We start from the raw sequence: 12,722 nt of genomic DNA, 5'->3' as shown, positions 1-12,722 counted from the left end.
GTCCGGCCCACCGCGGTGGGACGTGTTCAGTCCTGAGTGGACAGCACGGCGAACACCACCGGGGTGCCGACCCCGTTGAGCGTCGTCACCCAGGTTGCGATCCGGAGGTTGCCTGCCGAGAGCACCACCCAGCCGTCGTCCTGAACTCGGTGCACGGCCAACGTCCGGTCGGTCACCCCGGCCTTGCGCAGGCATTCCAACGCGCACCACATCCGGGTGCTGGCCACGTCGACGTCCGCACCGGACTCGGTTACCACGAGGTCGCGTGCACGGCGGAGCCCCGCACCCAGAAGCCCGGCCCAGTCCTCCTCGGACCGGGGCACCACCGGTTCGACGTCGCAGCTGAGGCGCCCCGACCCGGTCACCACCAAGCTGATCCCCGCGCCGTGCGACGCCGAGAGCACCGCTCCGTCCACCTCAGGGCTGCCGTCCGGCCGGTACCGCACGGACACCGGGCTTCCGAGGCTCCGGGAGGCGGCCAGCGCGGTTTGCGCTCGCCGCTCCGCGGGAGCCGCGGGGTCGGGTTCCACGACCACCGCCCTGCTCCCGCCGAGCACCCGCTCCAACGCCCGCTCGAGGTGCCCGCTGAGCAACGCCGACACCCACGGTCCAGCACCGTCCTTCTTCCGCACCGCGCGCAGCGTCAGTCCTTCCCAGCGCTCGACCACCCGGCCGGCAGGGTCGAGCACGTCGATGTCGTAGACGTAGCTGTCGCCGTCCTGGGCCCGTTCCCTGGCATCCACGACCACGTGGTCGACGTGCTGGTCCGCGGGCTCGGACAGGTAGAGCCGCCGCACGCCCTGCGGGAGCAGGGTCGCGTCCGGCACGCAGCACTGAAGGGCGTGCATCACCGCGTCCCGCGTGCCCGGATCGGCCAGCAGCAGGTCCTGCGGCAGGTAGGCGGCGAACCACGGTGCCGACGAGGTGGTGGACAACTCGGCGATCGCGCACCGGGCCGTCGCCACCCGGTAGCCCCGCAGGCGCTGGAACCGGCTGCCCTGGAACATGACCGGGCCGTACAGCTCGGTGGCCGGGTCGACCGGTACCAGCGGGAGGTGGGTGGCCTCCCGCGGCGTGCGGGCGTCGGGCACCGGAGGGCGGGGCAGCCGCAGCGTGGCGCGGAAGTGGTCCGCGGTGAACCCGGTCTCCTCGGCCCGGATCGCCACCGAGACGGTGTCCGCGTCGCGGACCAGCGCCAGCACCCGCAGGACGGTCGTGCCACCGGGGCGGACCACCACCGGGCGCTCGAACTCGATGTCCTCGAGCAGCGGGGTCGCGGTCCGCCCCAGCGCCGCCGTCGCGACCTGCGTCATCGCCTCCATCCCCAGCACCGCGGGGAACAGCAGGTCGTCGTCGAGCGAGTGGTCGGCCAGGTACGGGTCGCTGCCGGCACCGATTTCCACCTCGGTGATCAGCTCGACCTGCGGGTAGTGCACCAGCACCCGGTCGACGAAGCGGGTCAGCGGGAGCTCCCGACCGGTGTCCAGGGGCAGGGTCGGCAAACCGCCCATCCGCCCGGTGACCGTCAGCACCGGCCCTGCTGTCGGGTCGGCCAGCACCTGGCGCAGCGCGCTCAGCCCGTCCTCCACGGAGATCGGTGTGATGCCATCGCGCACGAGGGCCTCGACCACACCCAACCGCTCGCCCATGCCGGCGCCGGACCACACCGACCACTCGAGGGCCAGCACCCGGGCCTGCGGGTGGTCCTGCTGGAACTCCTCGGCGAGCTCGGTCATCCAGTCGTTGGCGGTCGAGTAGTGCGCCTCCCCGCGCAACCCGGCGCGGCCGATGATGCTGCCGAACGTCACCAGCAGCTTGATCTTGTCCGGCCCCACCGCGTCGAGCACCGAGCGGAGACCGGTGACCTTGACGGCGACCGTCTGGCGGAACTGCTCCGCGGTCAGGTTGGTGAGCGCGGCCGGTTCGTTGCGACCTGCGCCGTGCATCACCGCGGTGACCGGGCCGACCTCGGACGTGAACCGGGCCACGGCCGTGGCGACCTGCCCGGGATCGGTCACGTCGGCTTGCTCGTACCGGCAGGTCACGCCTGCCGCGGCCATCCTGGCGAGGTTGGTCGAGATCTCCTCGTCGGACTCTGGCGAGTCCCGGCCGATCAAGGCGAGCTTGGCGCCGGAGTCCTTCGCGATCGCCAGCGCGCACTCGGCGGTGATGCCCTTGGCGCCACCGGTGACCAGCAGTACGTCGGAGTCGCTCAGCGGAGTGGCTGCGGACCGCTCCGCAGGGTGCCGGACTCGCAGCACCGGTACCGCCCGCGTGCCGTCGGCGTCGTAGCGGACTTCGCTGAACGACGTGGTGGCGGCGGCCTCGGTGACCACTCGCCGCACGGACTCCTCGATCTCGGCTTCGGTCGCCGGGGCGAGGTCGGGCATGGTGATGATCGTGGTCAGCACGTCGGTCGCCTCCAGGAACGCTGTCCTGGCGAGTCCGGAAGCGCCGAACCTGTGCTGCACCACGACGAACCGGGTGCCGGGCGGCGCGGTGGCAGCGGCCCGACCGGCCTGGAGGAACAGCTCGACGTGCTCCTCGCCGTTGTCCGGCAGGCACAGCAGCGTGCCGTCGCCGATGCCGGCCTTGGCGAGGGCTTCGAGCAGTCGCTCGCCAAGCACGTGGCCTGGCGGGCTGAAGCCGCGCCAGGTACCGACCGGACCGCCGCCGGTCTCGACCACTGGTGCCGGGGTGGGCACGTGGTCGACGGAGAACGGGCGCACCCACTGCCCGATGCCGGTCACCTCAGCGCTGCCGTTGCCGTCGTCCTGGACGGACTCGGCGAGGTCGTCGATCAGCCCGGCGATCTCGCCGAGCGAAGCGGTGGCGAAGTTGGTCGTCGCCTCCAGCACGGGCAGGTCGAGCTGCCGCGTGGCGTCGTTGACGAGCTGACCGACGGTGATCGAGCTCAAGTGCAAGTCGTCCAACGGGTGGGTGTCGGCGGTCACCGATGCGAGCGGCAACTCGACGCGCTCGGCCGCGAGGGCGCGCAGCAGGTCCAACGTGGACTGCTCGGGGCCGCCGGTGTCGTCGGCCGTGGTCCGCGCGGTGTCGGCCGGAGCGGGTCCGGTGCCGACCGCAGCGGGGGAGCCGAGCCCGACCGCGAGGTCGGGCGCTGTCTCGCAGGGGTTGGCGAGGAAGGAGATCTGGCCGTCCAGCGGGATTGGCCGCAGCACCCGGCCTGCGAACAACGCCTCGGTGTCCACCGCCGCGCCCAACGCGTGGGCGGCACCGAGCACGGCCAGCAGCGGGCCGAGGGATTGGCTGTCGGTGTCGACGGACAGCACCGGAACGCCGGGCGCGATGGTGTGCAGCAGCCCGGTGAGCACCCGCCCGGGGCCGACCTCGATGGCGAGGGCGGCCCCGTCGACGGCCTTGGCCGCCGCATCCTGGAAGCGGACCGGGAGCACGACCTGGTCGCGCAGCAGGTCGCGCAGGTCGGTGTGCGGGTCGAGCAGGTCACCGGTCACCGTCGACACGATCGCGCGGCTGGGCGCTTCGAAGGTGAACCCAGCGAGCTGCTCCGCCATCGCGTCGCGGGCGGGCCGCACGAAGGGCGAGTGGAAGGCGTGCGAGACGGTGATCCGGTTCGCAGTGGTTCCTGCGGCCCTGGCCCGCTCGCACACGCGGTCGACGGCATCCGCGTCACCGGAAACAACCGTCTGCTCTGGCCCGTTGTACCCGGCGATCACCACTGGTTCACCGGCGCACAACTGCTCGGCCTGCTCTGCGGGCGCCGCGAGGCTGGCCATCGTGCCGCCGCCCCGGCTGGCGTTGGCCATCACATTGCCGCGCAGCGCGGCCAAGCGCAGCACCTCTCCGGTGCTCATGGCTCCGGCCCAGGCCAGTGCGGTCAGCTCACCGAGGCTGTGGCCGACGGCTATGTCGGCGTCGACGCCCAACGAGTGCAGCACCCGCAGCGCGGCCACCGACCCCGCGACGATGCGCGGCTGCGCCACCTGAGTGGCCACCTGGTCCCCACCAACCGGCACCCCGGCCTCGTCGAACACGGCCTCGGCGAGGGGGAAGCGTCGGCGAATCGCACCGACGGCACCGTGCCCGGAGCCCTGACCGGGGAAGAGGAAAGCGATCCTCGGTGCGGTGGGCCGCCGGTCCAGGTACACCCCGTCCGAGGTGAACAGGCGTTGCTCGTCGGCATCCAGCGCGTCGCACAGCCGCTCCAGCTTGGCCGTGGCGTCCTCGGGGCCGGTGGCCACGACGGCGGCTCGCACCATGCCACCGGACAACTCACCGGCCAACCTCGCCGCGAGGTCGGCGACCTCCGCGTACGAGAGCTTGCGGGTGAGCTCGGCCAACGAGGCGACCTGCTCGCGCAGGGCGTTCGGGTCGGTGGCGTCCATGAGCAGCAGCTCGGCATCCTGCCTGCCGCTGACCAGTGTGGTGGCCATGCTGGGCAGTTCGGTCCGCCGGGTGCTGCCCGGCGCCTGTTCCAGTGCGATGTGCGTGTTGATGCCGCCGAACCCCATCGCTGACACGCCTGCTCGGATCGGCCGGTCCGCGGGCCACAGCTGCGGCTCGCGCGGCACGTACAGGGCAGGGGCGTCGCCGGTCAGTTTCGGGTGCGGCCGGTGGTGCGAGGTCGCGGGCGGGATGACCTGGTGGTGGACCGACAGCGCTGCCTTGATCAACCCACCGATGCCCGCGGCCGCTTTGGTGTGGCCGAAGTTCCCCTTCACGGAGCTGATCGCGGCTGGCCGAGCGGCTGGGTCCGCGTCGCGCAGCGCCGAGGAGATCGCTTCGAGCTCGGTCGCGTCACCCAGCGCTGTGCCGGTGCCGTGACCCTCGAAGTAGCCGACGGTGTTCACGCCGTACCCGGCCTTGCCGTAAGCGCGGCCGATGGCCAGTCGGTGCCCGCCCGCTTCCGGGCGGGTGATGCCGCCCTTGCCGTCGGAGGAGATGCCGAAGCCGGTGATCGACGCGTAGATCCGCAGGTTGCGCGCCACGGCGTCGGCCTCGCGCATCAGCACGACGAGACCGGCTCCCTCACCGGGCCAGAAGCCGTTGGAGTCCTCGTCGTACACCCGCATCTCGTCGGTGGCCAGCGCACCGGTCTTGGCGAAGCCGATCACCTCGAACGGGTCGATCGACAGGTCGACACCGCCGGCGAGGCAGACGTCGAGGTCGTGGTCCGTCAGCGCCTTGACCGCGGTGGCGACCGAGATCAGTGAGGACGAGCAAGCACCGTCCACTGTGTAACCGCCACCGCGGAGGTCGAAGTGGTTGCAGATGCGTCCCGCGATGGTGTTGGCGAGCCCACCGGCAAGGGTGTCCTCGTCGACCGGGGGGAACGGTGCCTTGTATACCGGTTCGAGATCCTGCAGGAAGGCACTGGTCTCGTCGTCGTCCCAACCCTTGGCGGCCAGCGCCGCGGCGAGGGTGCGCCGGACGTAGGGCCAGCGCAGCCGCATCAGGTTGGCGCGGGAGAACTCGCCGGTGAGGCTGTTGCCGAGGACGACGCCGGTGGCCTCGCGGGGCAGGCCTGCCGCGTCGGTGAAGCCGGCGTCGGCGAGGGCGCGCGCCGCGACGTCCAGCGCCAGCCAGTGCGTGAGATCGGTGGACCGGAAGGTGCTTCCAGCGATCTTGTACTTGAGCCGGTCGAATTCGTAGTCGCGCAGCACGGCCGCTTTCTCGGTGTAGAAGCGGTCTGGTTCGTCCGGGTCGGGCGAGTAGTAGTCCGCGTGGTTCATCCGTTCGTCGGGCAGCCTACGGAAGGCACGTCGCCCGGCCAGGATGTTCTCCCACAGGTCCTGGGTGCTGGCGGCGTCGGGGTAGCGAAGTCCGATGCCAACGATTGCAATCCGCTCGGTGCTCAAACTCTGTACCGCCTGTTCGACGCGCTTACTCCGGTATGGACAAGCGTGCCGCCGCGTCGCGTGCGGGCCTTCTCCCCAGGTGCCCTTCCTGATCCGCGAGGGGCTGACCGCACGGGTGGAGATGTGTGCCGGCGGCTGCGGTGCGAATGATTGTCGGCGAGTCGCGACGCCGTTCCAGCAACGGCGGTAAGGGGACGAAGTTGACCACCTCATGGCGAATTCCGAAACGGGACCGGATGGCGCCGGGTGTTCCCGGGAACGGTATGGACGGGCGCGGGTGCCGCTTGGGTTCGGCTCGGCGGGGTGCGGCATGAGCGCCGCGGGCGGCCTGGTGCCGCCTGGGCCGCCTCGTCGGGACGCGCCAACAATCCTGCGCCGGCTCCGCGCGGACCGCCTCGGCCTGATGCGCGACGCGGTCGATGAGTACGGCGATGCGGTGCGGGTGTCGATCGGTCCGAAGAAGCTCTACATCTTCAACCACCCAAACCACGCCAAGCACGTGCTCGCCGACAACGCGGCGAACTACCACAAGGGCATCGGGTACACCGAGGCCAAGCGCGCGCTCGGTGACGGGCTGCTGACAAGCGAGGGCTCGCTGTGGAAGGAGCAGCGGCGCACGATCCAGCCGGTGTTCCAGCACAAGCGGCTCGCGGCGCGGGCCGACCTGATCGTCGACGAAGCGCTCGGCCTCGTCGAGCGGTTGCGCGACCACCAAGGCACTGGGCGACCGGTGGACGTGCTGACCGAGGTCACCACCCTGACCTTGGGCGTGCTCGGGAGCACCTTGTTGGACGTCGACCTCGGCGCCTTCGAGTCGGTCGAGCACTCCTTCGAAGCTGTGCAGAACCAGGCCATGTTCGACATGGAGACGCTGGGCCTCGTCCCGCAGTGGTTGCCGTTGAAGGGGCAGCGCGCGTTCCGCGCAGCCCGCGCTGAGCTCGAACGCGTCGTGGCGGTCCTCGTGGCGCACCGGAAGGCCAACCCGGTCGCGTCCGGAGATGACCTGCTGACCCGGCTCATCGAGTCCACCGCAGCGGCTACCGACAGGCGGGTCGCGGGCCGCCGGATGCGGGACGAGCTCGTGACGTTGCTGTTGGCCGGGCACGAGACGACGGCGAGCACCATCGGCTGGACGCTGCACTTGGTGGGCAAGAACCCGGTCGTGCGCGACCGGCTGCACCAGGAGGCGTCGGCCGTCTACGGCGACCGGCGCCCGTCGTACGACGACCTGCCTCGGCTGCGCTACACGAACATGGTGCTGCAGGAAGCCATGCGGCTGTTCCCGCCGGTGTGGATACTGCCGCGCCGGGCGGTGGGTGATGACGAGGTCGGCGGCTACCGCGTGCCAGCCGGGGCGGAGGTGTTGATCTGCCCGTACATCCTGCACCGGCACCCGCGGTACTGGCCAGAGCCGGACCGGTTCGACCCCGAGCGGTTCGACCCGGACAAGCCGGTCGAACGGCCGCGGTACGCGCACCTCCCGTTCGGTGCTGGTCCGCGGTTCTGCGTCGGCAACCACCTCGGGATGATGGAGGCCACCTTCGTCATCTCCACGCTGATGCGCGACCTCGTGCTGGAGCAGGCCCGCGGTTCCCGGGTCGTGCCGGAGCCGATGATGTCGCTGCGCTTGGGAGGTGGGCTCCCGATGACCGTCCGCAGCTGGGCCGCGGACCGCGCGACGCCCGACCGCCACCACGGTGGCTGACCCGCGCTCCGTCACGAAAGGCGTGCCGACACCATGAGCAACCACGTTCAGCAGTCGCAGGGGCAGCCAGGCGGGCACTCCAGGACGGCGCGGTTCGCGGACCTGCGCGCTGCCATCACCGATGAGCGGGTGCGGGACCTCTTCCCGGTCAGGTTCCTCGCGGCGAACGAAACCTTCGGTCGTCTCGTCGACGCGACCGCGCACCGGATGCTCTCGTCGATCGGCGCGCTGCCGTCCGCCGCCAGGGGGACGATCCAGCAGATCAGGCAGGAGCTCGCGATCCCGTGGCGCCGGACGGTGCCGCTGCAGTTCATGTGCGACAAGCTCGCCGACTCCGGTGTCCTCGCCAGGAGCGGCGGCCGGTACGTCACCGGGCCGGCCGCGCCGGAGGACTTCGACGCGGTCGCCGACGAGCTCGTCCGGCAGGCGCCCGGTGCCGCGGCGGCGGTGGAGATCCTGCGGACGCTGATCGAGGAGTCACCGCGCTTCTTCAGCGGTGCGGCGACGGGTGAGGAGGTCCTCTTCGCGCCCAGGAAGCTCCCCCTGTGGCTGCGCTACTTCTCCAACGATAACCCCCTGTACGCCATCAACAACGCGGTCGGTGCGGAGGCGCTGTCCCGCCTCGTTCCCCGTCACGGGGGCTCGTTCGAGGTCCTCGAGATCGGTGGGGGTTGCGGTAGCGCGGCTGAACTGGCGTTGCGCACCCTCGGTGCGGGTGTCACGCGCTACCGGTTCACCGAGGTGGCAGCGACCTTTGCCGAGCACGGCGAGCGGGTCGCGCGAGCCGCGGCTGCGCCGTCCACGTCGGTGGAGTGCGCCCGTGTGGACATGACGCTCCCATGGCAGGACCAGGGTGTCGAGCCCGGCAGCTACGACGTGGTCTACTCCGTCAACTGCTTCCACGTGGCGCCCGATCTCGACTTCGTGGTCCGCGAGGCGGCGAAGGCGCTCAAACCGGGCGGCGCGGTCATCGTCTCCGAGTGCGTTCGACCGACCGCGCTGGCCAGGCCGATCCATGCGGAGATCATCTTCGACTTTCTGGACAGCTTCACCGAGGTGCTCACAGATCCCGTGAGGCGGCCGACGCACGGATTCCTGACACCGGAAGCGTGGCGGGCCACCTTCGAGGCGGCGGGTTTGGGCCAGGTGACGGTCCTGCCGGACGTCGACGCGGTGGCGGACGTGTACCCCGACTTCGTGGTGGGCACGGTGACGGCGCGGGCGGAAGCGTGACCTCGGCCTGGTTCGGCTGAAGGGAACCAGGTGGGCCGAGCGCGGTCCGGAGCACTCGCCTGATGTTGCGTTCGCGGCGTCTCGCCGCAGTGCTCAGCACTATTGACTTCACATTTGCGAGTCGCTACAAACGACCTGCTTCATCGGTCGCTCGACACGCGGCGACCGGTTCTGCCCACCGATGCGAGGAGAGCCAGGTCGTTGCGCACAAAGAATACACGGTGGCCCGCACTTCGTGCTGCCCATGCGTTCCTTGCCGTAGTCGCACTGCTGCTCACCGGATCGGTCATCACCGCGCAGATTCCGTCCGACGTGGAACAACCGGCGGTCGTCGGAGCCGCACCCAGCCCGCTGCCGCCCGGTTTCGAGCACGGGAACGTGGCGGTGGAGGGCGCCGAGTTGCACTACGTGCGGGGTGGGTTCGGGCCGCCGTTGGTGTTGTTGCATGGCTGGCCGCAGACGTGGACGGAGTGGGCGCCGATCATGCCCGCGCTCGCCGAGACGCACACCGTGATCGCCTTCGACCTCCCGGGTTTGGGCGACTCCAGCATCCCGTCAGGTGGCTACGACAAGAAGACCACCGCTGAACGGATCCGCGAAGGGGTGCACGAACTCGGTTTCCGCGAGGTGTCGCTCCTAGCACACGACACCGGCGCGCTGGTGGCGTACCCGTACGCCCGCGACCACCCGGACGAGGTGACGAGGGTGGCGGCGTTGGAGACAGCGCTGTCCGGATTCGGGCTGGAGGACGCGTACGGGATCAGCTGGCACCTGGGCTTCAACCAGACTGCCGCGCCGGTCCCGGAGACGATCCTGGACGACGATGATGTGCCGACCTACCTCGGCTGGTTGTTCAGCGGTGCCCGGCACCCCGAGCGGATTGACCAGGACAGCGCGTTCCAGGCGTACTCGACGCCGGAGCGCAGGACCGCGGGCTTCGAGTACTACCGGGCGTTCGCAGCGGACGCGGCCCACAACCGGGAGAACGCGGGCAAGCGGCTGCAGATGCCGGTGCTGGCGATGGGCGCCGAGTTCGCCTTCGGTCCGGCGGTGGCCGACTCCTTCGGTCAGGTCGGTGACGACGTCCGCGGTGTGATCGCACCGGACAGCGGCCACTGGATCGCGGAGGAGAACCCGGAGTTCCTGATCCCGTGCGCCCAGCTCTTCTTCGGCGAACCTGGTGCCCCGGCACCGAGCCCCGAACTGGAGGACTGCCGAGCATGACAGCGGCTAGGTGCTGATCACCGCAGCCGGTGACCCGGATTCGGCTGGTGGTGGCCACTTGGACGGTGGACACGGCGTGGTGAGCAGCACCGGACTGAGCGCTGGCCACCACCTCCGGTGCTGGTCTCCGACCACAGGCGACATGAGAGAGCATCGAGTTGCCGACCAGCGCGAACTGCACGCACGCGTTGGCAACAGGGGCAGGCCGACCCGGCGGCTCGTGAGCAGGTCGAGGCGGATCAGCGGTTGAGCCGTTAGGCGAGGCCGGTGACCTCCACCAGCAGGACCAGCAGTGCGGTGGTGGCGGCGTGTTGCGCGGTGGGCCGCTCCTGGCGGGCGGATCCGCCGTCGACGTCCGCTCCGGTCCGCGGCGGTGTCACGCGGTGTCCAGGTCTGGTTGCCACGCGACGCCGTTGATGTGCGCACCGCCGTCGACGAACAGCGTGTTGCCGGTGAGGTACCGGCAGTCCTCGCTGGCCAGGAATGCGACCACCGGGGCGATGTCCTCGTCCGGGTCGCCGATGCGGCCCATCGGGTTCTGCCGGTCCGCCAGCTCCTCGAGCTCGGGGTGGGCGCTCATGACCCGCCGGAAGGCGGCGCTCTTCGCCCCCGGGCACACCGCGTTGACCACGACACCGGTCGGGGCCCACTCCCGGGCGGCGGTGCGGGTCAGCGTGCGCAACGCCTCCTTGGCCGCGTTGTACTCCAGCGTGCCCATGTGGGCGTTCACGCCGTTGAGGCTGCACATGTTGACCACCCGGCCCCAGCCGCGCGCCTGCATGTGCGGGAACGCCGCCTGCATCGCCCACAGTGGACCTCGGAACCCCGCGGCCAAGCCGCCTTCGACCACCTCGTCGGTCTTGTCCTCGACGCGCCCCACGGTGCCGGCGGCCCAGGCGTTGTTGACGAGGACGTCGATGCTGCCCCACGTCTCGACAGCTGCCGCGACCGCGTCGTGCACCTGCTGCTTGGCGGTGACGTCGGTCCGTACGAACAGGCCCGAGTCACCGAGTTCCGCAGCGGCCGCGCGACCGCTGGTCTCGTCGAGCTCGGCGACGACGACCTTGGCGCCCTCGGCGGCGAAGCGGCGGGCCACACCGAGCCCGATGCCGTTGCCCGCGCCCGTGACCAGGGCGACGCGGTTGTCCAACCGGCCCATCACCGCACCTCCTCGTGCGAGCCGAGCGCGGCCAGCAGCCGCGGGGACTCCTCGCGGCCGTCGAGGACCCGGCTGGTCCGGCGGGTGACGCGCCAACCCCCGGGACTGCGCCGCAGCACCCAGCGGTGGGCGGTGGCGCGGTGCACGACGAACCGCTCGTCGCGGCGCACCACCATCAGCGAATGGCCGACCGCGACGGCGTCGTCACCGTCGACCGCCACGTGAGCGGGGCCGAGGAAGTGGGCGCAGCCGCCCTCGATCCAGCCCTGGTGGTGCTTCCCGGTGACCATCGCGGCGATCTCCTCGCGGCCGTTCATGCACCGGCCGTCGACGTCGTACACGCCGTCGGGCTCCCAGAGGTCGGCGACCGCCTCGGCGCTGCCGCTGTCGACCAGCGGCCCGTAGCTGGCGATGAGCTGGGCGATCTCCTGCTGGTCCTCGAGCTGGCGCAGGCGCGCCTCCACGGCGGCCAGCCGGTCGGCGAGATCAGTGGGTTGTCCGGTCATGGTCCCCTCGCTCTCCGGTCAGGCGATCCTGGCGGCGATCCCGGCCAGGGCGCTGAGCTGCTCGCAGTAGTGGTCGGCGGACTCGGCGCGCAGCCGGACCCCGGCCAGGGTGGCGCCCGCGCCACGCAACTGCGCCAGGGAGTTCACCGTCCCGGCCGGGTCCGCGATCGGGTCGAGCGCGTGCCCGGGCGAGAGCACCACCTCGAAGTTCGCGGGCAGCTCGACCTGGGCCAGCAGCTCCCGCAGCTGCGCGGTGCCGAGGCCGAACGGCACCCAGCCGTCCCCGAAGCGCACCGCGCGGCGGAGGGAGCGCAGCGTCCGGCCACCGATCCACATCGGCACGCGCTCCTGCACCGCGTGCGGCTCCACGACGAAACCGGCGTAGTCGTAGTGCTCGCCGTGGTACTCCGGTTCCCGGCGGGACAGGCTCGCGCGCAGCGCGGCCAGGGCGTCGTCGGCTCGCGCACCGCGTCCCTCGAACTGCGCGCCGAGCAGCGCGAACTCCTCCGCCAGGCTGCCCACGCCGAGTCCGAGCACCAGGCGGCCACCGGAGACCCGGTCGAGGGTGCCGTAGCGCTTGGCGATCGCCAGCGGGTGGTGGTAGCCGAGCACCAGGACCTGCGTGGCGAGGCGGATGCGGGTGGTGCGGGCGGCCAGGTAGCCGAGCGTGGCCAGCGGGTCCCAGTAGGTGGCGCCGCGCTGCTCGGCCACCTCGGTGGGGACGCCCACGTGCTCGCTGCAGGTCAGGTGGTGGAAGCCCAGGCGGTCGGCGGCCGCGGCGATCTCGCCGAGGTCCTCGATGCCTGCCGCGCGCTCCCACTCCGAGTGCGCGCCAGGTACCTGGGTCACCACGGGACTTGTGATGCCGACTCTCATCCACGCACCTTCCGCCGCGTCGTCGCCAGCTCCCAGGTGTAGTCCGGGAGCTGGGCGAGTTCCGGGCCTGTCCCGGTCACCGGGAACCGCTGGCGCGCCGAGCCGGGCGACCAGAGCGGAAGCCGTCGGAGCCTTCCGCGTGGTGCGGGTCGCTGCTACCGTTCGAAACGGGGTGAAAT

At 71.2% G+C, this 12,722-nt stretch carries 8 protein-coding genes; 3 read left to right on the top strand and 5 right to left on the bottom strand.

Translation table 11 applies throughout. The features are described 5' to 3' along the window. Positions 1-26: 26 nt before the first annotated feature. Positions 27-5,840, bottom strand: a complete 5,814-nt coding sequence (locus tag ABT324_RS27905; protein ID WP_351183477.1) for a type I polyketide synthase — start codon at positions 5,838-5,840, stop codon at positions 27-29. Positions 5,841-6,150: 310 nt separating this feature from the next. Here ABT324_RS27905 and ABT324_RS27900 point away from each other — a divergent pair, with 310 nt between their 5' ends. From ABT324_RS27900 to ABT324_RS27890, 3 genes are all read left to right on the top strand, one after another. Next, complete coding sequence (locus tag ABT324_RS27900) at positions 6,151-7,545, top strand: cytochrome P450 (protein WP_351183475.1); 1,395 nt, start codon at positions 6,151-6,153, stop codon at positions 7,543-7,545. A 33-nt stretch (positions 7,546-7,578) separates the two neighbouring features. Next, on the top strand, positions 7,579-8,778 hold the full coding sequence (locus ABT324_RS27895) for a class I SAM-dependent methyltransferase (RefSeq protein WP_351183473.1): 1,200 nt from the start codon (positions 7,579-7,581) through the stop codon (positions 8,776-8,778). A 312-nt stretch (positions 8,779-9,090) separates the two neighbouring features. Next, positions 9,091-10,002: an alpha/beta fold hydrolase gene (locus ABT324_RS27890; protein ID WP_351183471.1), complete on the top strand. Its 912-nt coding sequence runs from the start codon at positions 9,091-9,093 to the stop codon at positions 10,000-10,002. A gap of 254 nt (positions 10,003-10,256) precedes the next feature. Here ABT324_RS27890 and ABT324_RS27885 read toward each other — a convergent pair whose 3' ends face one another. The 4 genes from ABT324_RS27885 to ABT324_RS27870 are packed head-to-tail and all read right to left on the bottom strand — an operon-like array spanning position 10,257 to position 12,543. Next, complete coding sequence (locus tag ABT324_RS27885; RefSeq protein WP_351183469.1) at positions 10,257-10,382, bottom strand: hypothetical protein; 126 nt, start codon at positions 10,380-10,382, stop codon at positions 10,257-10,259. Next, positions 10,379-11,161: an SDR family NAD(P)-dependent oxidoreductase gene (locus ABT324_RS27880; protein WP_351183467.1), complete on the bottom strand. Its 783-nt coding sequence runs from the start codon at positions 11,159-11,161 to the stop codon at positions 10,379-10,381. The genes ABT324_RS27885 and ABT324_RS27880 overlap by 4 nt, the downstream gene beginning before the upstream one ends. Next, positions 11,161-11,667 carry a nuclear transport factor 2 family protein gene (locus tag ABT324_RS27875; protein WP_351183465.1) on the bottom strand — a complete coding sequence of 169 codons (507 nt, stop codon included), beginning with the start codon at positions 11,665-11,667 and terminating at the stop codon, positions 11,161-11,163. Before ABT324_RS27875 ends, ABT324_RS27880 begins: the two co-directional genes overlap by 1 nt. Before the next feature lie 18 nt (positions 11,668-11,685). Continuing rightward, entirely contained in the window at positions 11,686-12,543 is an 858-nt protein-coding gene (locus tag ABT324_RS27870) for a TIGR03619 family F420-dependent LLM class oxidoreductase (RefSeq protein WP_351183463.1), read from the bottom strand. Positions 12,544-12,722 lie beyond the last annotated feature (179 nt).

The sequence above is a fragment of the Saccharopolyspora sp. NPDC000359 genome, assembly GCF_040300525.1.
In the GTDB taxonomy this organism is placed as follows: Bacteria; Actinomycetota; Actinomycetes; order Mycobacteriales; family Pseudonocardiaceae; genus Saccharopolyspora.
The sequence above is the reverse complement of the archived record's forward strand: the minus strand, read 5'-3'. Positions and strand labels throughout refer to the sequence as shown.